Origin of the sequence: Rhizobium tropici CIAT 899, from assembly GCF_000330885.1 — a bacterium.
Taxonomy (GTDB): domain Bacteria; phylum Pseudomonadota; class Alphaproteobacteria; order Rhizobiales; family Rhizobiaceae; genus Rhizobium; species Rhizobium tropici.
Map to the genome: position 1 here is coordinate 1047007 of NC_020059.1, position 21461 is coordinate 1068467.

The 21461-nt window shown below is 60.2% G+C and carries 24 protein-coding genes; 13 read left to right on the forward strand and 11 right to left on the reverse strand.

Annotated features, from left to right (window positions below; all coding sequences use genetic code 11):
- Positions 1-81: 81 nt before the first annotated feature.
- The 5 genes from RTCIAT899_RS05070 to RTCIAT899_RS05090 all read left to right on the forward strand — a co-directional run bounded on the left by RTCIAT899_RS05070 (position 82) and on the right by RTCIAT899_RS05090 (position 3724).
- The gene (locus tag RTCIAT899_RS05070) at positions 82-885 is read left to right on the forward strand and encodes a L,D-transpeptidase (protein WP_041677288.1); all 804 of its coding nucleotides are present in this window, start codon (positions 82-84) and stop codon (positions 883-885) included.
- Between the two features lie 161 nt (positions 886-1046).
- Positions 1047-1778, forward strand: coding sequence for a L,D-transpeptidase family protein (locus RTCIAT899_RS05075; protein WP_015339157.1), 732 nt, complete (start codon positions 1047-1049; stop codon positions 1776-1778).
- 278 nt (positions 1779-2056) lie between these two features.
- Positions 2057-2479: an organic hydroperoxide resistance protein gene (locus RTCIAT899_RS05080; protein WP_015339158.1), complete on the forward strand. Its 423-nt coding sequence runs from the start codon at positions 2057-2059 to the stop codon at positions 2477-2479.
- A 131-nt stretch (positions 2480-2610) separates the two neighbouring features.
- Entirely contained in the window at positions 2611-2994 is a 384-nt protein-coding gene (locus tag RTCIAT899_RS05085; RefSeq protein WP_015339159.1) for an MbcA/ParS/Xre antitoxin family protein, read from the forward strand.
- A complete protein-coding gene (locus RTCIAT899_RS05090) occupies positions 2954-3724 on the forward strand; it encodes an RES family NAD+ phosphorylase (RefSeq protein WP_015339160.1) in 771 nt (256 codons plus the stop codon). Before RTCIAT899_RS05085 ends, RTCIAT899_RS05090 begins: the two co-directional genes overlap by 41 nt.
- On the opposite strand, the gene RTCIAT899_RS05095 is transcribed toward RTCIAT899_RS05090, so the two are convergent.
- Positions 3711-4157 carry a MarR family winged helix-turn-helix transcriptional regulator gene (locus RTCIAT899_RS05095; RefSeq protein WP_041677291.1) on the reverse strand — a complete coding sequence of 149 codons (447 nt, stop codon included), beginning with the start codon at positions 4155-4157 and terminating at the stop codon, positions 3711-3713. The two genes, RTCIAT899_RS05090 and RTCIAT899_RS05095, sit on opposite strands and share 14 nt — an antisense overlap.
- Before the next feature lie 70 nt (positions 4158-4227).
- On the opposite strand from RTCIAT899_RS05095, the gene RTCIAT899_RS05100 reads away from it, so the two are divergent.
- Together RTCIAT899_RS05100 and RTCIAT899_RS05105 are read left to right on the forward strand one after the other, a co-directional pair.
- Positions 4228-4953, forward strand: a complete 726-nt coding sequence (locus RTCIAT899_RS05100) for a DUF899 domain-containing protein (RefSeq protein ID WP_015339162.1) — start codon at positions 4228-4230, stop codon at positions 4951-4953.
- Positions 4954-5173: 220 nt separating this feature from the next.
- The gene (locus RTCIAT899_RS05105; protein ID WP_015339163.1) at positions 5174-5950 is read left to right on the forward strand and encodes a VOC family protein; all 777 of its coding nucleotides are present in this window, start codon (positions 5174-5176) and stop codon (positions 5948-5950) included.
- 160 nt (positions 5951-6110) lie between these two features.
- On the opposite strand, the gene RTCIAT899_RS05110 is transcribed toward RTCIAT899_RS05105, so the two are convergent.
- The gene (locus RTCIAT899_RS05110) at positions 6111-7625 is read right to left on the reverse strand and encodes a helicase HerA-like C-terminal domain-containing protein (RefSeq protein ID WP_015339164.1); all 1515 of its coding nucleotides are present in this window, start codon (positions 7623-7625) and stop codon (positions 6111-6113) included.
- 328 nt (positions 7626-7953) lie between these two features.
- Here RTCIAT899_RS05110 and RTCIAT899_RS05115 point away from each other — a divergent pair, with 328 nt between their 5' ends.
- Positions 7954-8349 (forward strand): hypothetical protein, encoded by a 396-nt coding sequence (locus RTCIAT899_RS05115; RefSeq protein WP_015339165.1) that lies wholly within the window; start codon positions 7954-7956, stop codon positions 8347-8349.
- A 138-nt stretch (positions 8350-8487) separates the two neighbouring features.
- On the opposite strand, the gene zwf is transcribed toward RTCIAT899_RS05115, so the two are convergent.
- From zwf to RTCIAT899_RS05130, 3 genes are all read right to left on the reverse strand, one after another.
- Positions 8488-10008, reverse strand: coding sequence for a glucose-6-phosphate dehydrogenase (zwf, locus tag RTCIAT899_RS05120; protein WP_015339166.1), 1521 nt, complete (start codon positions 10006-10008; stop codon positions 8488-8490).
- 172 nt (positions 10009-10180) lie between these two features.
- On the reverse strand, positions 10181-10951 hold the full coding sequence (tam, locus tag RTCIAT899_RS05125; protein ID WP_015339167.1) for a trans-aconitate 2-methyltransferase: 771 nt from the start codon (positions 10949-10951) through the stop codon (positions 10181-10183).
- Between the two features lie 57 nt (positions 10952-11008).
- Positions 11009-12049, reverse strand: coding sequence for a zinc-dependent alcohol dehydrogenase family protein (locus RTCIAT899_RS05130; RefSeq protein ID WP_015339168.1), 1041 nt, complete (start codon positions 12047-12049; stop codon positions 11009-11011).
- 306 nt (positions 12050-12355) lie between these two features.
- Here RTCIAT899_RS05130 and RTCIAT899_RS05135 point away from each other — a divergent pair, with 306 nt between their 5' ends.
- The gene (locus tag RTCIAT899_RS05135) at positions 12356-13243 is read left to right on the forward strand and encodes a branched-chain amino acid aminotransferase (protein ID WP_015339169.1); all 888 of its coding nucleotides are present in this window, start codon (positions 12356-12358) and stop codon (positions 13241-13243) included.
- 43 nt (positions 13244-13286) lie between these two features.
- On the opposite strand, the gene RTCIAT899_RS05140 is transcribed toward RTCIAT899_RS05135, so the two are convergent.
- Positions 13287-13970, reverse strand: coding sequence for a glutathione S-transferase N-terminal domain-containing protein (locus RTCIAT899_RS05140; protein WP_015339170.1), 684 nt, complete (start codon positions 13968-13970; stop codon positions 13287-13289).
- Between the two features lie 106 nt (positions 13971-14076).
- On the opposite strand from RTCIAT899_RS05140, the gene RTCIAT899_RS05145 reads away from it, so the two are divergent.
- Positions 14077-14688 carry a TetR/AcrR family transcriptional regulator gene (locus tag RTCIAT899_RS05145; protein ID WP_015339171.1) on the forward strand — a complete coding sequence of 204 codons (612 nt, stop codon included), beginning with the start codon at positions 14077-14079 and terminating at the stop codon, positions 14686-14688.
- 63 nt (positions 14689-14751) lie between these two features.
- On the opposite strand, the gene RTCIAT899_RS05150 is transcribed toward RTCIAT899_RS05145, so the two are convergent.
- From RTCIAT899_RS05150 to RTCIAT899_RS05160, 3 genes are all read right to left on the reverse strand, one after another.
- Positions 14752-15984 (reverse strand): MFS transporter, encoded by a 1233-nt coding sequence (locus tag RTCIAT899_RS05150; protein WP_015339172.1) that lies wholly within the window; start codon positions 15982-15984, stop codon positions 14752-14754.
- Positions 15981-16667: a YbhB/YbcL family Raf kinase inhibitor-like protein gene (locus RTCIAT899_RS05155; protein WP_015339173.1), complete on the reverse strand. Its 687-nt coding sequence runs from the start codon at positions 16665-16667 to the stop codon at positions 15981-15983. The genes RTCIAT899_RS05150 and RTCIAT899_RS05155 overlap by 4 nt, the downstream gene beginning before the upstream one ends.
- A 108-nt stretch (positions 16668-16775) precedes the next feature.
- A complete protein-coding gene (locus RTCIAT899_RS05160) occupies positions 16776-17591 on the reverse strand; it encodes a helix-turn-helix domain-containing protein (protein ID WP_015339174.1) in 816 nt (271 codons plus the stop codon).
- A gap of 175 nt (positions 17592-17766) precedes the next feature.
- On the opposite strand from RTCIAT899_RS05160, the gene RTCIAT899_RS05165 reads away from it, so the two are divergent.
- The gene (locus RTCIAT899_RS05165) at positions 17767-18111 is read left to right on the forward strand and encodes a nuclear transport factor 2 family protein (protein WP_015339175.1); all 345 of its coding nucleotides are present in this window, start codon (positions 17767-17769) and stop codon (positions 18109-18111) included.
- 4 nt (positions 18112-18115) lie between these two features.
- Here the strand turns inward: RTCIAT899_RS05165 and RTCIAT899_RS05170 are convergent, their stop codons facing one another.
- Positions 18116-18772 carry an aspartate/glutamate racemase family protein gene (locus RTCIAT899_RS05170; RefSeq protein ID WP_210305087.1) on the reverse strand — a complete coding sequence of 219 codons (657 nt, stop codon included), beginning with the start codon at positions 18770-18772 and terminating at the stop codon, positions 18116-18118.
- Positions 18773-19038: 266 nt separating this feature from the next.
- Between RTCIAT899_RS05170 and RTCIAT899_RS05175 the strand changes: the two genes are divergently transcribed.
- The gene (locus RTCIAT899_RS05175; RefSeq protein ID WP_015339177.1) at positions 19039-19641 is read left to right on the forward strand and encodes a superoxide dismutase; all 603 of its coding nucleotides are present in this window, start codon (positions 19039-19041) and stop codon (positions 19639-19641) included.
- A 124-nt stretch (positions 19642-19765) separates the two neighbouring features.
- Complete coding sequence (locus RTCIAT899_RS05180; RefSeq protein WP_015339178.1) at positions 19766-20608, forward strand: metallophosphoesterase; 843 nt, start codon at positions 19766-19768, stop codon at positions 20606-20608.
- Positions 20609-20691: 83 nt separating this feature from the next.
- Here RTCIAT899_RS05180 and RTCIAT899_RS05185 read toward each other — a convergent pair whose 3' ends face one another.
- A complete protein-coding gene (locus RTCIAT899_RS05185) occupies positions 20692-21390 on the reverse strand; it encodes a helix-turn-helix transcriptional regulator (protein WP_015339179.1) in 699 nt (232 codons plus the stop codon).
- Positions 21391-21461: the final 71 nt, after the last annotated feature.

Genomic DNA, 21461 nt, shown 5'->3' on the forward strand with positions numbered 1-21461 from the left:
TCTGGTGCTCGACGCCAGCCTCGCTCCAGCCGCGGCGGTCATTATGCGGCCGATCCGATGTGTCCCAACTGGTTTCCGAGAATGGTCGATCTGCTGCCCGTTTCCTATCGCCTGCTCGCTCTTGCCTCTCTGGCAGCATTGTCCGCCTGCAGCATCATTCCTGACACGGGCGCCACCGACCCGGATCGTTTCGTGCAGGAAACCACGCCGGTCTTCTATCGTCCCGAGGGTATCGAGCCGAACAGGGTAAAACGCCTGCCGGTGCAGCCCGTGCCGCAGGCGCGCGATCTCTTCCAGACGCAATTCCATCAGACCTATGGTCTGCCGACCTTCAATCCGGTGCATCAGGCCATGTATGCACAGCGCAGCGAGGATGATTTCACGCTGCCGGCCATCCCGTATAAGCGCATCGACACGCGCTTCCTGCGGCAGGAAGTGGATTACCAGACCAAGGAGCGCCCCGGCACCATCGTTGTCGATACGCGCGACCATTTCCTGTATTTCGTCGAACCGGGCGGCAAGGCGATGCGCTATGGCGTCGGCCTGGGTGCTGCCGGTTATGCCTGGCATGGCAGGGGCGTGATCCAGTGGAAGCAGAAATGGCCGCGCTGGACGCCGCCAGCCGAAATGGTCGCGCGCGACCCGCAGATCAGGCCGCTATCGGCCGAGCGCGGCGGCATGAATCCCGGGCCGACGAATCCGCTCGGCGCACGTGCGCTCTACATCTATCAGGGCGGACGGGATACGCTTTACCGGGTTCACGGCACACCGGATTGGCAGTCTATCGGCAAGGCCGCATCCTCTGGATGCGTTCGTATGCTCAACCAGGACGTGATGGATCTCTACAATCGAGTGCCTGAAAAGGCGGAAATTGTCGTTCTGTAGCAGTATTTTACCACAAATTTTCGTGATGTTGCATAAGTGCGATAGTCGGGATGATTAGCGCTCTTTAGTTTTGCCTCTGTCTCTGCGAACCTCTCGGGGAACCGAATCAGCCTGTTGATGCGGGTTTTCGCTTCCTCCAGCAAAGGAACTATGCTGTCGACATGAGCCTTCCTTCATCCTTATCCCGACGTAATTTCCTCGCTCTTGCTGGTCTCGGCGCTGTTTCGACGCTTGCCAGCTGTGCCTCCACCATCAATAGCGGCCCCGTCGTCAGCCCGGTTCAATATACCGGCTCGCCGAGGCCGTTCCGCACCTGGTTCTCCAGCTATGACGGCGAGCAACCCGATCCGGCCGTAATCTACGCTTCCGTCGAGGATGGCGGCTTCATCATTCCGGCGGTTCCCTACCAGCAGATCGATCCGCGCTTCTATCGTCAGCGGGTGGTCGACCCCACAGGCGAGGCACCCGGCAGCGTGATCGTCAACACTACCCAGCGCATGCTCTATGTCACCGAGCAAGGGGGCACGGCGATGCGCTACGGTATCGGCGTCGGCCGCGAAGGCTTTGCCTGGCAGGGCCGGGGCGTCATCCAGTGGCGCAAGAAATGGCCGCGCTGGAATCCGCCGGATGAAATGGTCGCCCGCCAGCCGGAACTCGTGAAATATTCCATCGCCAACGGCGGCATGGACCCGGGCCTGAAGAACCCGCTGGGCGCGCGTGCTCTCTATATTTTCGAGGATAAACAGGATTCGCTTTACCGCCTGCATGGCAACCCCGACTGGCGCTCCATCGGCAAGGCCGTTTCTTCCGGCTGCGTCCGTCTGCTGAACCAGGATGTCATCGATCTCTATGATCGCGTTCCAGAGCGGGCGCCGATCCTGGTCACGGCCTGATACCGCATCATTGAAAAAAGGGCGCCACTGGCGCCCTTTTTGTTTGCCGTCCTGACCGGAATTACGCGGCGCCTCGAAAGCGATCTCAAACCACTGCCAACTTGACCCTCGGCTGCCGGCGCTGGTCGCGTAGTCCGGCTCCCCGTCATATCAAACCATCGCTATCCTCGTATTGACGGCATTGTCGCATTCACTTTCTCGAAACATCTGCAAAAAATATATTGCGCGCGATTAAATCGTGTTATATATAAAGCTCATCCAACCGAAGGAGACATGACATGCCTATTCTCTATACGACCAAAGCTTCCGCCACCGGTGGCCGCGCCGGCCATGCAGTTTCCGAAAATGGCGTCCTTGACGTTACTCTTACTGTTCCTAAGGAGCTTGGCGGTGATGGCGCCACCGGCACCAATCCTGAGCAGCTCTTTGCAGCCGGCTATTCCGCCTGCTTCCTCGGCGCTTTGAAATTTGTCGCAGGCCAGCAGAAGGTCAAGATTCCGGAAGATGCAAAGGTCACGGCGACTGTCGGCGTCGGTCCCCGCGCGGATGGCACCGGCTTCGGTATCGAAGTTTCGCTGGCCGTCCATATTCCCGGCCTGGACAAGGCCGAAGCTGAAAAGCTCGCCGCCGCCGCCCATATCGTATGCCCCTATAGCCACGCCCTGCGCACCTCGACCGAAGTGCCCGTTACTGTTGTCTGACGCGAAACGCGCCGCCGGCCGGTTGAAGGCCGGAAATACGGAACATATTGAAAAAGAGCGACAGTTTGATCTGCCGCTCTTTTTCTTTTGCAAGAAAAATGCTATATCTTTTCTTGGGAAAGGAAGTAGTCATGATAAAAACCCAGGCAATAGGCCAGACGATGCCCGGCGAAGCACTCGTCATGACCAAGGCCGTCGTCAACGCTGCCGAAAGGCTGGGATTGAACGCCCGTGTCCTGGCGGCCATCATCGGCGTGTCGGAGGCGACGGTGTCGCGCATGAAGCGGCAGGATCATCTGCTAGAGCGCGATAGCAAGCCTTTCGAACTTGCCGTGCTTCTTGTTCGTCTCTTCCGTTCGCTCGACGCTATCGTCGGCGGCGACGAGGCTGTGGCGCGGCAATGGCTGCGTAACGGCAATATCGCCTTTGGTGCAGCGCCGATCGACAAGATCATCTCGATTTCTGGTTTGACCGATGTCCTTGCCTATCTGGACGCCCGCCGCGCTCTCGTCTGAGGCAAGGGCTATTTCCGGCCAATATTGGCGGCTGGTGGAATCGCAGCATCAGGTCTCGACGCTGAAGCTCGTCGATACGTTGGAGGAGCAGGCGCTTCTCGAAAGCATCCTCGAGGAAAGCAAGCCGGTTCTGCCGCCTGAATGCGCCGGGCTTGACTATCTCCTTGCCACCCCCTTTCGCTATGGGGCGATCTATCCCCACGGTTCCCGTTTTCGACGCGCCGGCCGCACGCTTGGAGTCTTCTATGCCTCGGAGCAGGTGGAGACGGCCCTGGCTGAAATGAGCTTCTATCGGCTGCTCTTCTTCCGTGATTCCCCCGATACGCCGTTGCCCACCAATGCCGCCGAATATACCGCCTTTGCTGCTGCGATTACGACGAAGGCGGCGATCGATCTGACCGCGTCTCCCTTGGATCGCGATCGGCAACTGTGGACCGATCCGATCAACTACGAGGCCTGCCAATCACTTGCAGAGGCGGCGCGAACCGGCGGCATCGAGGCCATCCTCTATCGTTCCGTCCGAGATCCTCGCGGGGGCATGAACATAGCGCTGCTCACGGCTAGGGGCTTCTCTGCCCATGAACCCGTCGAACGCCAGACCTGGCGCATCCGGCTGTCGCGTGTCGGCGTACAGGCGCTGTGCGAATTCCCACGCCGCCGCATCGGCTTCGAAAGACAGGATTTCGAGGGCGATCCACGGCTATCTGAGGCGCAATTCAAAGCAGAATAGCAAGATCGCTGCGCAGGCGGTCACCGCTGCCGTCGGGCAGTCGCTCTTCGAGCGCGGCGTGCGTCGCCTTCCAGATTGGCGCGGCGGCGGCGAGTGCTGCCTTGCCGGATGGGGTGAGGCTGAGCAGGCGGGCACGTCGATCTTTTGGATTGGGCACGATGCTCACCCATCCCCGCCGTTCCAGCGGCTTTAAGGCCGCCGTCAGCGTCGTCTGGTCTATTGCCAGGAGTGCCGTGACCGATCCCATGGATGCCGGCACGGGCCGGTTCAGGGACATCATCAGGGAGAACTGGCCGTTGGTAAGGCCGAACGGCCGTAACGCCTCGTCAAAGCGACGGGCAAGAGCGCGCGCTGCTCGCTGAACATGCAGGCATAGGCAGGTGTCGCGCACTAACAGCGTGGTTTCAAAGGGGATTTCGACTGCGTTTGACATGATTCATTAATATTGATATCAATGTATTTGTCAAGATTTGGGAATGAAACGCCGGAGGAGGGCGCGGACAATGAATCAGGTCGTTTCCAGGGAAGTGTGGCTGGAGGCCCGTCGTCAACTGCTCTCCAGGGAAAAGGAGGCCACGCATCTTCGCGATCGCGTCAATGCGGAACGCCTGGCCTTGCCTTGGGTAAAGGTCGAGAAGGACTATGTTTTCGACGCGCCGGCCGGCAGGAAGACGCTCGCCGATCTCTTCGACGGCCGCAGTCAGCTGATCGTCTATCATTTCATGCTCGGCCCGGATTGGGATGCCGGATGCACCGGCTGCTCCTTCCTTGCCGATCATTTCGATGGAACGCTTCCGCATCTCAACCATCACGATGTCACGCTGGTCGCGGTGTCCCGCGCGCCGATCGAAAAGATAGAGGCCTACAAGAAACGCATGGGCTGGGGTTTCCCCTGGGTGTCGTCCTTCGCCAACGATTTCAATTTCGACTATCACGTCTCTTTCACCAAAGAGCAGCTCGCCGGTGAAAAGGTGTTCTATAATTTCAACGATATGAACGCCGCCGACGGCAACGACGAGTTGCCTGGTCTCAGCGCCTTCTACAAGGATGAAGCCGGCAATATCTTCCACACCTATTCCAGCTATGCCCGCGGTGGCGAGGAAATGATCGGTACGCTGATGATCCTCGACAATGCGCCGAAGGGCCGGAATGAAGGCCACACGATGGATTTCGTGCGACGCCACGACGAATATCAGGAGGCGGCGAAGGCGGGCTCCTGCTGCCATTGAGGCGACGGATGAGGCCGCAGAATTCGCCCCTTGGGGAACAGGGGTCGAACTATTGCGTTTTGTGCCTAGGTAATACCTGACACCTTGGTTGCCGGGGGAACGGACGGACCGATGAGGACCATTGTTCGCCCGTCACGTTCATCGGCCATAATGTGCTTGCGCCGACATCAGGCTCAGGATGAGACGGATGACCGTCACAATCACAATAGGGAGAGAAATCATGGCAGAGAAGGGATATTTTGTCTGGTACGAGCTGATGACGACGGACATGAAGGCGGCGGAAGCCTTCTATACCAAAGTCGTCGGCTGGGATGCGGCGGATGCGGGCATGCCGGAAGTCGGCATGGACTATACGCTGTTCAGCGCCGGTGCAGGCCCCGTTGCCGGTTTGATGATCCTGCCTGACGAGGCGAAGTCGATGGGTACGCCGCCCTGCTGGACCGGCTATATCGGCGTTCCCAACGTCGATGATGCCACCAAGACCGTTGTCGCCAAGGGCGGCAAGACCTATCGCGAGCCGGCGGATATTCCGGGCGTCGGCCGATTTTCCGTCGTCTCCGATCCCTACGGCGCAGCCTTCTGCCTGTTCACCCCGCTGCCGGGCCAGGATTGGGAGCCGCCTGCTCCTGCGACGCCTGGCTATTTCGGCTGGCACGAGCTCTATTCCAACGACGGTCCGAAGGCCTTCGATTTCTATAGCGAGATGTTCGGCTGGGAGCTGAGCTCCGATTTCGACATGGGGCCGATGGGCAAGTACAAGATCTTCCGGATCGGCGATCGCGACTTCGGCGGCATCATGACCAAGCCCGCGGAAATGCCGATGGCTGCCTGGAACTTTTATATCAACGTCCCGGCGATCGACGCTGCAATCACCCGCATCACGGAAGGCGGCGGCAGGATCGTCAACGGCCCGATGGAGGTCCCCGGCGGCAGCTGGATCGTGCAGGCGACCGATCCGCAGGGGGCGTTCTTCTCGCTGGTAGCGCCGGTGCGCTGATCTTCACCGTCGGCTTGAGGGAAATAGCACCTCCCCCTTGAGGGGGGAGGTCGCCGTAAAGCGGCGGGTGGGGGTGACATTCGGACCTGCAGAGGTCGCCGCGGCTCACCCCACCCCGAAGCTTCGCTCCGACCCTCCCCCTCAAGGAGAGGGTAATTATTTACCGCTTCAGGCTGCCGAGAATACCCCGCACCAGCGCCCGCCCCACCTGCGTCGCCACCGTGCGGGCCATGCTCTTCATCGTCGCTTCCAGGATCGTCTCGCGCTGATAGCCCGAACGGCCGCGGCTTGCCGGCTTGCTGCTGTCGCCGCCGAAGCCGGGCAAGGTCCAGCCATCGCCGGCACTCTCGCTCTGCGGCGCCGCCGCCTTGCGTGCCCGCTCGGTCAGGATCTCATAGGCGGATTCGCGGTCGATCGTCTCGTCATAGACGCCGGCAACCGGACTGCCGTTGATGATGGCTTGGCGTTCGCCATCGGTGACGGGGCCGATACGGCCCGATGGCGGGCGGATCAGCGTGCGCTCGACGATGGAGGGCGCACCCTTGCCCTCAAGCATCGACACCAGCGCCTCGCCAGTGCCGAGCGTCGTGATGACGGTGGCGCAATCGAAGGCAGGATTGGGCCGGAATGTCGAGGCCGCCGTCTGCACGGCCTTCTGCTCGCGCGGCGTATAGGCGCGAAGCGCATGCTGCACGCGATTGCCGAGCTGCGCCAGCACCGTTTCCGGCACGTCGAGCGGGTTCTGGGTGACGAAATAGACGCCGACGCCCTTGGAGCGGATCAGGCGCACCACCTGTTCGACGCGCTCGATCAGCACCTTCGGCGCATCGTTGAAGAGCAGATGCGCCTCATCGAAGAAGAAGACCAGCTTCGGCTTTTCCGGATCGCCGACCTCAGGCAGTTCCTCGAACAGCTCGGAGAGCAGCCACAGCAGGAAGGTGGCATAAAGGCGCGGGTTCATCATCAGCTTGTCGGCTGCCAGCACCGAAACCTGGCCATAACCGTCATTGCTGACGCGCATGATGTCGGAGATTTTCAGCGCCGGCTCGCCGAAGAAATTTTCCGCGCCCTGCTGCTCCAGCACGAGCATTGCGCGCTGGATCGAGCCGACGGAAGATTTCGAGATCAGGCCGTATTTGCTGGAAAGCTCGCTGGCATTGTCGCCCATATAGTTCAGCAGCGCCTGTAGGTCCTTGAGATCAAGCAGCGCCAGGCCGTTCTCATCGGCGATCTTGAAGGCGATGTTGAGCACGCCTTCCTGCGCCTCGGACGCATCCATCAAGCGCGCCAGCAGCAGCGGCCCCATCTCGGCGATGGTGGTGCGCACGCGGTGGCCTTTTTCGCCATAGAGATCCCAGAAGATGACCGGGAACTGATCGAATTCATAGGGCGACAGGCCGATTTCCTCGGCACGCTTCAGCAGGAAATCCTTTGGCTCGCCCTTGACGGCGATACCCGAAAGATCGCCCTTGATGTCGGCACAGAAGACGGGCACGCCCGCCTTGGAAAACCCTTCCGCCAGAACCTGCAGCGTCACCGTCTTGCCGGTGCCGGTGGCGCCGGTGACGAGGCCGTGACGGTTGCCGAATTTCAGCGTCAGGAACTCGTCCTTGTTGATGCTGTCATCCGGATTGCGGCTCGCGCCGACGAAAATCTGTCCATCCTGCTGCGGCATGGTGTCGTCTCCCTTAGAGCATGATGCTGAAAAGTGTCATCGGTTTTCAGACGACATTATGCTCTACCTGTTTGATTCTAGTACCGGATGATTTTGGATCGATTCGATCCAAAATCATCCGGTACTAGGGCGGCGGCACAGCAACCATTTCGGGCTGCCAGGGCCATTCATCGATTTGTCCTGACACTGTTATAAGAACTGACTTGAACCGGGACAACCATTCGCGTCATGCTTATGCTTCTGGTAGTATAATGAGGTCCGACGCAGCTTGTGTCGGTTGCCCCGTTCAGTTACGTTGACGTTAACGTTATAAAGGCAGGAGGCCACAGTGAACGAAGTTATTGATCAGATCGCGACCAAAGCCGGCATCGCTCCCGACCTTGCGGAAAAGGCCGTCGGCATGATTCTCGGTTTCCTGCAGCGCGAAGCTCCGGATGGTCCTGTCACCAAGATGATCGAATCCATTCCGGGCGCCTCCGATCTGGTTGCACAATATAACGGCGAGGAAACGGGTGGCGGCGGCCTGCTCGGCGGCCTGCTCAGCGCAGTCGGCGGCGGTGGCGGCCTGATGGCCCTCGGCCAGCAGCTGATGAGCAGCGGTCTCAGCATGGGCGAAATCGGCTCGCTCGCCAAGGAGACGATTGCGACTGCACGCCAGCACGCCGGCGACGAGGTCGTCGACCAGGTCGTCAATTCCGTGCCGGGCTTGCACCAGTTCATTTGAGGCTGCTATTGCCTTGAAAAGAAAGCCGCCGGCCAAATCCGGCGGCTTTTTGTTGTTCAGAAGGCAGGCCCGACCTCGCCACGTTGCGCTCCTGTTAGAGGGCGACAGCTGGCCTCTATCAGCTGATCTTTTACAGCGTCAGATCTTCCTGCCCTTCGGCGTCCCGTCGATCTCATGCCATTTGCGGCCGTCGCGTTCGATGAGTTCGTCGGCGCAGGCAGGGCCTGTGCTGCCGGGGGCGTAAGGATCGGGTTTGCCGCCTTCTGCCCAGAGGTCGAGGAAGGGCTGCACGGCGGCCCAGCCGGCTTCGATGCCGTCGGCGCGCTGGAAGAGTGTCTGGTCGCCGACGAAGAGTTCGTAGAACAGGCTTTCGTATCCGGTCTGCTTGCCGATGTCGAAACTGTCGGCATAGCGGAAGTCGAGCGAAACCGGCGCGGTTTTCAGCACGAGGCCCGGCGATTTGATCGAGATTTCCATATCGAGCCCTTCGTCGGGCTGCACCTGGATGATGAGCCTGTTCGGCGGCAATTCGGGGCGAGATTCGTGGCGGGGGAATTGGGCGAAGGGCACCGGCCGGAAGGTGATGACCACTTCCGTATCCCGCGCCTTCATCGCCTTGCCCGTGCGCAGGTAGAAGGGCACGCTTGCCCAGCGCCAGGTATCGACAAATAGCTTTAGCGCCACGAAGGTTTCGGTGTCGCTGTCGGGCGCGACATCGGGTGTCTGCGTGAAGGCCGGCAGGTCCCTGCCGGCAATCGGGCCGGCCGTATAGGCGCCGCGTACGCCGTTCTTGATTGCTTCCTCCCGCGAGTAGACGCGCAAGGCCTTCAACACTTTGCCCTTTTCATTGCGGATGGATTCGGCATCGAAGCTGTTCGGCGGTTCCATCGCCACCATCGCCAGCAGCTGGAAAAGATGGTTCGGCACCATGTCGCGTAGCGCGCCGGTCGCATCGTAGAATTTGCCGCGCGTGCCGACATCCACAAGCTCGGCCGCCGTGATCTGCACGTGGTCGATATAGTTGTTGTTCCACAGTGCCTCGATCATCATGTTGGCGAAGCGTGTCGTCATGATGTTCTGCACGGTTTCCTTGCCGAGGAAATGGTCGATGCGGTAGATCTGGCTTTCGGACACATGGTTCAGCAGCCGCGCATTCAAAGCCTGTGCCGAGGCAAGATCATGGCCGAAGGGTTTTTCGATCGCGATGCGGCGGAAAGCTCCGGTCGCCTCGTTCATCAGCCCGTTTTCGGAGAGTTTCTCGGCGATATCGCCGAAGAAGCGCGGTGGCACGGCGAAATAAAAGGCCGCGTTGGCGCTCGGCGCATGCGAGAGATAATCCGAAATTTCCTTGTAGACGCCGTTCTGGGTGAAATCGCCGGAGATGTAGCTGATGCGCTTGCGCAGGCTCTGCCATGCTGCCTGCCGCTCCGCATCGTCCATGTCGCCTGATGTCTTCAGGAATGATTCCAGACGATCCAGCAGCATGTCGGCGCCGCCGGTTTCGATGCCGATGCCGAGAATATGCAGATCCTCGCCGATAAGTCCGCTGCGGGTCATGTTGATCAGCGTCGGGATCAGCAGGCGCCGGGTGAGGTCGCCGGCGGCGCCAAAGATCACGAATGTTAGCGGCGGGGCCGGTGCGACGTCGGGGGTGGTCATGCGTGGATCTCCTTCTGGAGGTCATATTCGGGGCTTCTGGACGACATCGACTATCTCCTCGGAGCTATTGCTGTTTCAGCTTTGGCTTGTCATGTTCTAGCGCGGGCTGGCGCTGGTTGTCGATGGGATCGACGCACCGCCGTCAGCCAGCATTTCGGGACTGATAGATAACCTATTTCTTCACCGCGACCAGGAAGAGCCGCGGGAAGCGCAACAGCACCTTGCCATCGACAAGCTGCGGATAGGCTTTCGCGATATGCTTCAGATATTCGGCGGTGAACGCATCGCGATGCTCGTCGCCGGCATGGTCGAGATAAGGACGCAGGGCAGTGGCTTTCACCCATTCGACGATCGCTGCCGCATTCGCCAACACGTGATTGTAGTTGGTGTGCCAGATATCGACGCGCTGTGACTTGCCGATCAGCCTGTTGTAATAGACCGAAGGTGCAGGCAGCGGATTGCGCCGGATGCCCTTCCTAGCGAAGGCATCGCTCCAGGGACCGTTCTTTGCCGTTTCTTCCATCATCAGATGGCTTTGTTCGGTGAGATTGTCGGGCATCTGCACGGCGAGCACGCCGCCGGGTTTCAGCCCGTCCATCAGGTGGTCGAGGATATCGAGATGATTTGGGAGCCATTGGAAGACCGCATTGGCAAAGAGCAGATCCACCGGTTTTTCCGGCCGCCATGTGGCGAGATCCGCCTTGACGAAGCTTGTGCCGGGCAAGCGCTTGCGCGCCGCCTCCAGCATGTTGTCGTCGCTATCGAGGCCGGAGACGCCGGCAGCACCATAGCGCTCGATGATCAGCTCGGTCGAATTGCCGGGGCCGCAACCGAGGTCGATCGCGTGTTCGATCCGATCCAGCGGCACCTGAGCCAGCAGGTCGCGCGAAGGGCGCGTGCGTTCGTCTTCGAATTTCAGATATTGACCGGCAGACCATGCCATGAGCGTTTCCTCTTTCTGGATTGCCGTTTCTCTCGATGCGCATAGCACCGGGATATATCAGAACCGCGTAATGACGCTGATCCCCTTGCCCTCGGCTTTATCAAGAGACATCAGCGCCGGCACCGCTTCTTCCAGGCTTATCCTGCGACCGATGAGCTTCTGCGGCGCGATCTTGCCGGCGGCGAGCATGTCGAGCATGGCATCGTAACGCCAGGCCTGCATGCCGTGGCTGCCATAGATCTCCAGCTCATGGCCGATGACCTGCGCCATCGGGATCTGCGGCGTCGCATAGTCGCCGAGCATGAGGCCGACCTGCACATGCCGGCCGCGGCGGCGCAGGTTCTTGATGGAGTTGAAGCAGGTGACGGGATGGCCGAGCGCATCGATCGAGACATGCGCGCCGCCCTTGGTGATCTCGCGCACAGCCTCGGCCACATCCGCAACCTTAGCCGCATTGATGGTCGCCACTGCGCCGCACTCGCGGGCGAAGGCAAGCTTCTCGGCGGAGATATCGATGGCGATGGCGTTGGCGCCAAGGGCGCTCGCGATCATGATCGCAGAAAGCCCGACACCGCCGCAGCCATGCACGGCGATCCACTCGCCCGGCCGCGTCTTTGCCTGGTCGGCAACGGCGCGGAAGGAGGTGGCGAAGCGGCAGCCGAGGCTGGCCGCCGTCGCATCATCGACCGATTCTGGCAGGTGCACGAGATTGGTATCCGCATAGTCGATCGCGACATATTCGGCAAAAGAGCCCCAATGGGTGAAGCCGGGTTGGAACTGGCTCGGGCAGACCTGCTGATTGCCGGAGTGGCACTCCGCGCAATGGCCGCAGCCGGACACGAAGGGAACGGTGACGCGGTCGCCCACCTTGAAGCGCACGACGCCGCGGCCGGTCGCGACCACCTTGCCCGCGAGCTCATGCCCCGGCACATGCGGCAGCTTGATATCCGGATCGTGACCCATCCAGCCATGCCAGTCGCTGCGGCAAAGGCCGGTCGCACCGACGGCGATGACAACGCCGTCTTCGCCTGGCGTCGGATCCGGCAGGTTCCGGATCTCGGGTGTTGCTTCGAAGGCCTCATAATACATGGCTTTCATGGGAGTTCTCGCTCTTCCCTGACATCAGTCCGATCAATCATTTTTCCTGATGGATCCATTCGTCAAGCTGTTGTTTCGACGCATGAAAATTGCGTTATGAATGCGGTATCGGGCGCTTTGTTGCAAATGAATTTTGCCGCGCAGTTTCCGCTTGACCCTTGGGTTGCAGGGTTATTTGCTCTTCGCCATCTAAAGCAATTCCGCCGAAGCGCGTCACGGCTTTCTGCCCGGAATTGCGCGAAAACAAAAGATGGAGCGGCTCCGCGATCCCGCGAAAGCTGAACCGCTCAAAGGGAGGAAATACCCATGTCCGTCGATACGTCGCCCCGCACCACCACCTGGACCTATGTTGAAGGAGAATGGCTCTCCGGCAATCCGCCGCTGATCGGGCCGACCTCGCATGCCATGTGGCTCGGCTCGACCGTGTTCGACGGCGCACGCTGGTTCGATGGCATCGCACCCGATCTCGATCTCCATTGCCAGCGCATCAATCGCTCGGCCGTGGCCATGGGGCTGAAGCCGGTCAAGACCTCGCAGGAGATCGAGGCGCTCGCCTGGGAAGGCATCGGGAAATTTGACGGCAAGACGCCGATCTACATCAAGCCGATGTATTGGGGCGAGCATGGTTCGCCGGGCAGCGTCGTTGCCGTCGATGCGGAATCGACGCGCTTCGCGCTCTGCTTGTTCGAGGCGCCGCTTGGCGGCAATGGCGGCATCACGCTCACCGTCTCGCCCTTCCGCCGTCCCTCGCCGGAAACGGCGATGACCGACGCCAAGGCCGGTTCGCTCTATCCGAACAGCGGCCGCATGATCCTGGAGGCGAGAAGCCGCGGCTTCAACAATGCGCTGGTGCGCGACATGAATGGCAATGTCGTCGAGACGGCGTCGTCCAATGTCTTCACGGTCAAGGACGGCATCGTCTATACGCCGGTCGCCAACCGCACCTTCCTTGCCGGCATCACCCGCGCTCGCGTCATCGGCCTGCTGCGCCAGGAAGGCTTTGACGTGCGCGAGGAAACCCTGTCCGTCGAGCAGTTCATGGCTGCCGACGAGATTTTCACGACCGGCAACTATTCCAAGGTCGTCAGCGTCAATCGTCTGGATGATCGGGAGTTTCAGGAGGGGCCAGTCGCGCGCAAGGCGCTCGAACTCTATATGGATTGGGCTCACGGCCGCAGCGCCAGCGAGGAATAAACCCTTCTCACAAGGAGAAGGACACGCAGAAGAGTGCGGCCGTTTATGGCCGCACGGGTGTTCCTACACGACCTGCCGAAGCAATGTAGGATCGCGGCGCGAAGAAGACGCCATCAGTCTCGAAGGCCTCAAGGTCTTCGGCCTGGAGCGCGTGGCGGACGCTCGGTCTTGCGCTGACGCGAGCCATGAACTCCTGTAACGCCGACCTTCGTGCGACGTCGATCTTGATCCACGGCGACCAGTTCAAGCAAACGAAGAGATAGGCGTCGGCGACCGTGAAGTCGTCACCGGTCAGATAGGGGCCGACGAGCCGGCTGTTCAGCCAATCCAATCGTTTGCACACCAACTCATGGATGCCGGCATGAGCGCCTTCATAAGCGGCATTGAATAGCATCGCCATTGGCTTATGCAGTTCGGCGGTAATGAAATTCAGATAGGATTGAACCTGGCTTCTGGCATAGGTTCCGGCCTCCGGCAGGAGGCGCGAACCCTCCGGTGAACATTCCGCGAGGAATTGCACGATGGCAGGACCTTCGGTCAGTACCCTCCCATCATCCAGCATCAATGCCGGCACGTAACCATTGCCGTTGATGGCAAGGTAGTCCTCGCCCGAACTCGTCCGATGAGTCTTCCGATCCACTTCCACCAGTTCAACATCCAGGCCCAATTCCCGACAAACGATGTGCGGTGACAGGGAGCAAGCGGCTGCGTGCATGTAGAGTTTCATGGCGTTTTCTCCTTTTTCGATGCAGGGGCGAGGCATCCATTGAATATTTGTACCATTTCGCATAAAATTGGTTCGGTCAACATTTTTGTGCGAAGTAGTATAAAATATGAAGAGCGGGAAAAAACAGGGTCGTCCACGCGCTTTTGACGCCAAAGCAGTCATCGGGCGGGCGCGGGAGGTTTTTTGGGATAGGGGGTTCTCGGCAGCCTCATTGGATAATTTGAGCGTCGCGACGAAACTGAACCGGCCGAGCCTCTACGGCGCATTCGGCGACAAGGAGGACCTCTATCTTGACACCTTGGAAGGCTACCGGGAGGACAGCCTCGATATATTGTTTGAGGCACTCAACCCGGCTCTGCCGCTGCGAGAAAATCTCGCGTGCGTCTATGCCGAGGCTCTGAAAATATACCTGCATGGCGAGACTGCGGCGCGTGGCTGCTTCCTGATCGGCACTGCCACGGCAGAGGCTATTCAGCATGATCGAGTGCGGGAGGTGTTGCGCCGCAGCCTGAATGAATTCGATGATGCGATCAAGGAACGCGTGGAGCTTGCGATTGAACGGGGCGAACTCCCGGCTGAGACGAATGCTGCAACTCTCGCAAAGCTCGCATCCGCCGTCATGCATTCGCTTGCCGTTCGAGCGCGCGCAGGCGATACGCGCGAAACGCTGGAGGCGATCGCGCGTTCTGGGGTCGATTTTATCTGTGGTCGGCTATAACGGTCGGTGCAATGCTGCCCGGATCGATCTCCAGACGTCAAACTAGAGCAAAGTCATCGATCCTTACATGGAGGCTTCCTTCTTCGGGCTGACCCACCAGCAATACACAGCTCCGAGCGCCAGCAGCACGCAGGTTCCAAGGAACACGGCGCGCATGCCGATATGGCCGCCGACGAAGCCACCCATGACCGGGCCTGCCACCTGACCGACATATTGCGACGAGATGGAGAGCCCGAGGATGCTGCCCGTCGCCGCATCCGGCACGTTATGCCGGATCACAGCCGTGATGCAGGGCAGAAGGCCACCGAGCGCCACGCCCATCAGGAAGCGCAAGCCGATCAATTGCCAGGCCGAGGTCACGAAAGCCTGCGGTATCAACAGCAGCGCCGCCACGGCAAGCGCGGCCATGATGACACTCCAGTAGCCGATGCGGTCGGCGAGTTTGCCGAGCCATGAGGACGACAGGATGCTGCCGAGCGCCGCAGCCGCCATGACGACGCCCGAGACCATCGTCACGTTGGCGTCGCTGACGAACTGCGCGACATAGACTGTTATGATCGGCTCGATCGACATATTGGCGAGCATCAGCAGCAGGCCGAGCGACAGCATGGCGAGGACGGGGCGTTTGTCCGGAATGGAGGCCCAGCTGCCGCTGGCCTTCGCGGCTTTCTTTCGTGCCGTGGACTTCTCCTCCTTGATCAGGAAGGTCGTTGCCAGGAAGGTGAAGAAGATCACGCCGCCCGCCAGCAGAAAGGTGCCGCGAATGCCGATAACGGGCGGCAGCGCGCCGCCGATCAGCGGTCCGACGAGATTGCCGGCCATGATGCCGGCGGACAGCGTACCCAGCGCCCAGGCCGAGCGATGCTTCGGCGTCTGGGCTGCCACCAACACCATCGATCCCGAGGCATAGCCGCCGGCAAGGCCGGTGAAGAGGCGCAGCGCCACCAGCTGCCACACATTGCCGGCCATGCCCATCAGCGAGATGGCGACCGTCATGCCGAGGCTGGCGCGGATCAGCATCAGCTTGCGGCCATAGATATCGCCGAGGCGCCCCCAGAGCGGCGCGACGAAAGCGGCCGCAAAAAAGGTGGCGCCATAGGCGATGCCGGACCATTGCACGATCGCGGCTTTATCGCTGACGCCGAGTTCCTCGACATAGAGCGGCAGGAAGGGGAGCAACAGCGTCATCGCCACGATCGTCGTGAACGAACCGACGAGGCAGATGATCAGGTTCCGCATCCAATGCGCGGTTTCCGGCTCGGCCGGTGCTGCTGCATCCCATCTCGTCTCGGTCATTTCTCGGCCTTTGCATTCAATGTATAAAACAGTTCCTGGCTGCCTGATGCCAGGATGTGACCCTTAGCGGCGGCGAGCAGATCGGCGCGGGTAAAGAGGTCAGGAAGGTTCAGCCGGTCGACATCGAGCGCATAGACGGTGACGTGATAGCTGTGGACACGCGCGTCGTTCCAGGGCGGGCAAGCGCCCATATAACCGCCATGCGGTCCATCCTTCAAATTGCCGCCGCCGGCACCATTCTGGCCGCGCCGCCCATAGGCCGTGCGCTCGAGCGGGAGGCCATTGGCTGAGGGACCGCTTCCGTCCGTGCCTTCGGCAAGGCTGGTGCGCGATGGGGGAATATCGGCCAGCACCCAGTGAACGAATTCCATCCGCTTGAAATCCTTCGGGATGGTTTTGTCCGCCTTGTTGAATAGCGAGAAGTCCGTGGGAACGTCGGGGTCGACCATGGTCAGCGCATAGGAGCGCGCGCCCTTCGGCCCCTTCGACCAGGATACGGCAAGGCTCTTGTTGGGACCGGGTGCCGACTTTTCAGGCCCTGCCGAAATGCAGGAGGCATTTTCCGGCAGCAGCATCCGGCCATCGCTCTTTGCAAATGTCACCTTGAGATCGGCCGATAGTGCTGGGCTGGCGACAACTGCTGCGATGAGGGTGGCGTTCAGAATTTTGAGCATGGTTTTCATGATGTTGCCCTTTCATGTTGCGGCTTCTGTGAGCCTTCGAGGGCAGGGTGTAACAAATCTGTGCCGAGCGGCTGCGCGCGCAAACGCTCAAAATGCGCCCGAAAACGCTCACGCGCTGCGAAGTCGATCGGCGAAGCGTCGGGGTGAGCGATATCCTGTTGCAAGGGCGGCTTCCCGCAGCGACAGCCCGTCCTCCGCGAGAAGGGTCGTCGCCAGCGCCACGCGCTCGCTTGCCAGTACCTCTCGCAGGGAAGCACCCTCGCGTGACAGGCGGCGGCGCAATGTGGCGTTGCTCGTGCCAAGCTCCGCGGCGATGAGATCGGCTGTCCAGGCACGGTCCGGCTGCCAGCGCACCAGCGCCCGTACCGCCTCGGCAGTTGTCTCCGGCGAACCGGGCAGGGCACCGCGCATGCCGAGCACCATGAGTATTTCCACGAGTCTGTGCTCGATCAGTGGGATCGGCAGGCTTCCACCGACTATGCCTTCGCCGGCATGGCCGATGGCAGCGGCCAGCAACGGATCGAGCGGCAGGTCGATCTGCGATGCGGTCTGCGCAGGCGGAAAGGCTTTTGCCGCCCGCCGTGTCAATTCCTCGGGAAAGGTGATGAAAATTGCCCGATAGACGCCGGTCTGCGGATCGGGATCGTTGACGACATCGCCACTCCAACCGGCCGGCAGCACGAGCACCGTACCGGCCGCAAAATGCCGCTGCCGTCCCATGCTGACGATTTCCTTGGAACCTTCGAGGATGGCGACGATTGAAACCTGTGAAAAGGCCGAGCCGGCAATGCGCTCGCGTTCGCGCGTGACGAAGGTAAAAAGCGTGGAATAGCTGCCGATGCCGCTCGGCGCGACGGTCGGGCGGTTATCCTTTGCCGCCAGGCGGCGCAGCTTTTCCAACATGTGGTTATGAGCCTCGGACACTGCGGTGGCTTCCTGATGATGAGGATAGTCGGGAAGTTTGGACCACACGGGCGACGCTGCCAAGCCCGCAAAGCGGCTTGTTGGTTCGGCTGCCTTACGTTATTAACTGATTGCATTTTGCAATCGGTTGCGGTGGGCGGCAAAAATCACCCTGACCCGAAAGAGGAGGCAGATCATGAATTCTCTCGAAAGTGCCCGTTGCGATGCGGTTAAACGTCTCTTCGCTGCCTATGTCGCTCAGCATCCCGATATCGTCGATCCGATGCTGACCCGGGATTTCACCTTTTCCAGCCCGCGCGACGATCACATCGACCGGAAGCGGTATTTCGAGCACTGCTGGCCGAAGGAGAAGGTGTTCCGCGACATTCATATCGAACATCTTGTACCCGATGGCGATGATGTGATCGTCGGCTATCGCGCCGAGAAAATGGATGGCGCCAGTTTTCGCAATGTCGAGCTGATCCGCTTTGCCGGCGACCGCATAGCCGAGGTCAATGTCTATTTCGGGCGGAATTTGTAGCGCTTCAGCTACACATAATCTTCGCCATTGCCGCGGCAAGTGCGGCCGCCGGACCGGTCACAGGTTGCGGGCGGTTTTCCGGAAGAAGATGAACCGCATCGGTCATCGACGCCTGAGCGAAAGCGATCGTGACGGCACTTTCGCCGCTGGCCTCTTTTACCGCATCGGCAATGGAAGCAAGATAGGCCGATAGATCGCCCGCCCGGAAGTGCGCCCATGCACCCGGCACCAGCCGAACCTCGATTTCGGCACCCGTCGCCTTAGCCGCTGCTTCGAAAAGTGCAGTCGTCGGGGCGATGGTCGTTTCGACGGTGCACAGCACGATAACCTTGCCGCCGGCCTTGACCGCTCGCTCTGCCAACACTGCATCCGCCTGGATGATCGGGGCACCGGCGCCGGCCGCGATCTTCGACGCCGCCGGGCCAAGTGTCGAGCAGTTGAGCACGACGGCATCGGCATCCTCGGCCAGATGCCAAAGCAGCGCCGCCGCTTCCGCCGATATCTCATCCGTCAAGCACCCTACTTTTTCGGCGGCGAGGAGAAGATCGGCGCGGACGTGATGACGCAACATGCCCTCAGGTAGCCCAAGTGCCTTTGCAGCCGCCTCGTAGACGGCGATGTTGCTTTCGGCGGTATGCAAGCAGGCGATCGTCACAGACATTCCTCTCCAGGTAGAAGATCTGAGAGCCTAGCCTCGACGAGCTGTCTTGTCGACGTTTCGGCAAGGCGCTCCATCCTGTATCCGGGCATCATAATATTCATTACACTTAATTTCTAAGTCTATGCTATACCTAATTGAAAAATAGGGCAATTTTTGCTCCCGCACGCAACTTTTTTGGCATGTCGCCGGTTGCTCTTCCAGGCGACGGCTCCTATGTTCCGCTTCACCTGCCGACGCAATTTTTTTTGCCAAGAGGAGATATGACCATGGCTTTCGAATTGCCTGAACTTCCTTACGATTACGACGCCCTTTCGCCCTTCATGTCGCGTGAGACGCTCGAATATCACCACGACAAGCACCACAAGGCCTATGTCGACAACGGCAACAAGCTCGCTGCGGAAGCAGGTCTTGCCGATCTTTCGCTCGAAGAAATCGTGAAGAAGTCCTTCGGCACCAATGCCGGCCTCTTCAACAATGCTGCCCAGCACTACAACCACATCCATTTCTGGAAGTGGATGAAGAAGGGCGGCGGCGGCAACAAGCTGCCGGGCAAGCTCGAAGCAGCCTTTGCTTCCGATCTCGGCGGCTACGACAAGTTCAAGGCCGATTTCGCCGCTGCCGGCGCCACCCAGTTCGGCTCCGGCTGGGCATGGGTTTCCGTCAAGAACGGTAAGCTCGAAATCTCCAAGACCCCGAACGGCGAAAACCCGCTCGTTCATGGTGCCGACCCGATCCTCGGCGTCGACGTATGGGAACATTCCTACTACATCGACTACCGCAACCTGCGTCCGAAGTACCTCGAAGCCTTCATCGACAGCCTGATCAACTGGGACTACGTCCTGGAGCGCTACGAAGCCGCTACGAAGTAAGTTCGCCGCACAGGCTGGCTTTCGCACCCGGCGTCTTCCTGGCGTCGGGTGTTTTCTTGTCTGCCAACCTTATTGATGTATCGTGTGTCGCTTGGCGGCCCAGGAGATCGCCACAGGAGGCTGAATGCCATCAGCGCCGCTTTTCCGCTTCGGTGTCATCGCCGATCCGCAATATGCCGATCTCGCGCCCAATCTCACCCTCAATCGCTATCCGGCGAAAAGCCTCGGCAAGCTTCGCGAGGCAATGGAGGAATTCAATCGGCATGATCTCGCCTTTGTGGTGACCCTCGGCGATATCATCGATCGTGAATGGAAGAGCTTCGACGCCATTTTGCCGGTCTACGAAGCCTCGCGTCATCGCAAGCATTTTCTGCTCGGGAACCATGATTTCGCCGTGGCACCCACTCATCTCGGCACGGTGCCGGCGCGGGTCGGCATGTCGTCGGCCTATTACGATTTCAGCCTTTCCGGCTATCGCTTCATCGCGCTCGACGGCAATGAAATCAGCGTCTTTGCCCCGCCGGAAGGCGATTCGCGGCGGCAGGAGGCGAAGGATCTGATGAAGGCGCTGGAGATCGCCGGCGCGCTCAATGGCCAGCGCTGGAACGGGGCGATCGGCGACACACAATATGACTGGCTCGCCGCGAAACTCAAGGAAGCAAAGGCGGCGGGCGAGAAGGTCATCGTCATGAACCACTATCCCATCTTCCCAGAGAATGGACACAATGCCCTGAACAGCGACCGCTTGCTGGCCCTTTTGGCAGAGCATGACCATGTCGTCGCTTACCTTAACGGTCACAATCATGCCGGCAATTTCGGCGTGTCGGACGGCACTTACTTCGTCAACTTCAAGGGCATGGTGGACACGGAAGACACGAGCGCCTACGCGATTGTCTCGGTCTGTGAGGACAGGCTGGAAATCAGCGGCTTTGGCCGCGAGACGAGCCGAACCCTGGCGCTACGCTGAACCTATTCCGCCGTGGTATGTGGATGCGAGGTGAGGTTGTCTGGTTTACAGGATCTGGCCTTGCGATTGATGTTGCCAACGCCTCAGCCGGCGGCTGGGGTGTTTGTCCGCCAGCCATTCACCCAGATCTGCCTCAAACTGTCGCCTTCGCCCTTGAACCATAATCCCGTCGCCTCGCAGCCTTCGATCCGGTCGCTGCGGAAGTTGCGGATAGCCTGGCGCAACTCGCACCAGGCGACGATGTTGGCAGTCTCCGAATAGTAGATGAGGGCGATCGGCCGGATGATGCGTTCCGTGGCGCGGCCAAGTTCGTCGCGATAGGCAAGGTCGAGCTTTTCCTCATCGCGAATGGCGCGGCGAACCAGCGAAAGATCAATCGCAGCAGCCGAGGGTGCAGCAAAGCCCCAGGCATGCAGCGCATTGGCATCGAGGGTCTGGCGCAGCGGCGGCGGCACGGCGCCGGCGATCTTGGCGGTGACGCGCTTGGCCGCCTGTTTCAGCTCCGCATCGCCTGTACGCTCCAGGAGCGCCAGCGACAGCACGATCGCCTCCATTTCCTCGATGGAAAACATCAGCGGCGGCAGGTCGAAGCCGGGCCGCAGGATATAGCCGATACCGCGTTCGCCCTCTATCGGCACCCGCATCGCCTGCAGCGCGGCGATATCGCGATAGACCGAACGCACCGTCACCTCCAGTCGGCCGGCAATATCGGCTCCCGTCACTGGCTTTTTGGCCAGCCGCAGGATCTGGATGATCTCGAACAGGCGTGACGCCTTGCGCATTTCTTGCCTCGAAGATGAAGGTTACTGACAATACCCCGTCAGTTGGATCTCTTTATAAGACTGCCTATTCG

What these genes read in the sequence shown, in the direction of transcription:
- RTCIAT899_RS05140 (WP_015339170.1), bottom strand. Translation starts at nt 13,970, where the DNA reads ATGAAACTCTACATGCACGCAGCCGCTTGCTCCCTGTCACCGCACATC.
- RTCIAT899_RS05090 (WP_015339160.1), top strand. Translation starts at nt 2,954, where the DNA reads ATGTCCTTGCCTATCTGGACGCCCGCCGCGCTCTCGTCTGAGGCAAGG.
- RTCIAT899_RS05105 (WP_015339163.1), top strand. Translation starts at nt 5,174, where the DNA reads ATGGCAGAGAAGGGATATTTTGTCTGGTACGAGCTGATGACGACGGAC.
- RTCIAT899_RS05080 (WP_015339158.1), top strand. Translation starts at nt 2,057, where the DNA reads ATGCCTATTCTCTATACGACCAAAGCTTCCGCCACCGGTGGCCGCGCC.
- RTCIAT899_RS05150 (WP_015339172.1), bottom strand. Translation starts at nt 15,984, where the DNA reads ATGACCGAGACGAGATGGGATGCAGCAGCACCGGCCGAGCCGGAAACC.
- tam (WP_015339167.1), bottom strand. Translation starts at nt 10,951, where the DNA reads ATGGCATGGTCTGCCGGTCAATATCTGAAATTCGAAGACGAACGCACG.
- RTCIAT899_RS05175 (WP_015339177.1), top strand. Translation starts at nt 19,039, where the DNA reads ATGGCTTTCGAATTGCCTGAACTTCCTTACGATTACGACGCCCTTTCG.
- RTCIAT899_RS05170 (WP_210305087.1), bottom strand. Translation starts at nt 18,772, where the DNA reads ATGTCTGTGACGATCGCCTGCTTGCATACCGCCGAAAGCAACATCGCC.
- RTCIAT899_RS05165 (WP_015339175.1), top strand. Translation starts at nt 17,767, where the DNA reads ATGAATTCTCTCGAAAGTGCCCGTTGCGATGCGGTTAAACGTCTCTTC.
- RTCIAT899_RS05185 (WP_015339179.1), bottom strand. Translation starts at nt 21,390, where the DNA reads ATGCGCAAGGCGTCACGCCTGTTCGAGATCATCCAGATCCTGCGGCTG.
- RTCIAT899_RS05070 (WP_041677288.1), top strand. Translation starts at nt 82, where the DNA reads ATGGTCGATCTGCTGCCCGTTTCCTATCGCCTGCTCGCTCTTGCCTCT.
- RTCIAT899_RS05075 (WP_015339157.1), top strand. Translation starts at nt 1,047, where the DNA reads ATGAGCCTTCCTTCATCCTTATCCCGACGTAATTTCCTCGCTCTTGCT.
- RTCIAT899_RS05095 (WP_041677291.1), bottom strand. Translation starts at nt 4,157, where the DNA reads ATGTCAAACGCAGTCGAAATCCCCTTTGAAACCACGCTGTTAGTGCGC.
- RTCIAT899_RS05145 (WP_015339171.1), top strand. Translation starts at nt 14,077, where the DNA reads ATGAAGAGCGGGAAAAAACAGGGTCGTCCACGCGCTTTTGACGCCAAA.
- RTCIAT899_RS05085 (WP_015339159.1), top strand. Translation starts at nt 2,611, where the DNA reads ATGATAAAAACCCAGGCAATAGGCCAGACGATGCCCGGCGAAGCACTC.
- RTCIAT899_RS05110 (WP_015339164.1), bottom strand. Translation starts at nt 7,625, where the DNA reads ATGCCGCAGCAGGATGGACAGATTTTCGTCGGCGCGAGCCGCAATCCG.
- zwf (WP_015339166.1), bottom strand. Translation starts at nt 10,008, where the DNA reads ATGACCACCCCCGACGTCGCACCGGCCCCGCCGCTAACATTCGTGATC.
- RTCIAT899_RS05155 (WP_015339173.1), bottom strand. Translation starts at nt 16,667, where the DNA reads ATGAAAACCATGCTCAAAATTCTGAACGCCACCCTCATCGCAGCAGTT.
- RTCIAT899_RS05130 (WP_015339168.1), bottom strand. Translation starts at nt 12,049, where the DNA reads ATGAAAGCCATGTATTATGAGGCCTTCGAAGCAACACCCGAGATCCGG.
- RTCIAT899_RS05135 (WP_015339169.1), top strand. Translation starts at nt 12,356, where the DNA reads ATGTCCGTCGATACGTCGCCCCGCACCACCACCTGGACCTATGTTGAA.
- RTCIAT899_RS05100 (WP_015339162.1), top strand. Translation starts at nt 4,228, where the DNA reads ATGAATCAGGTCGTTTCCAGGGAAGTGTGGCTGGAGGCCCGTCGTCAA.
- RTCIAT899_RS05180 (WP_015339178.1), top strand. Translation starts at nt 19,766, where the DNA reads ATGCCATCAGCGCCGCTTTTCCGCTTCGGTGTCATCGCCGATCCGCAA.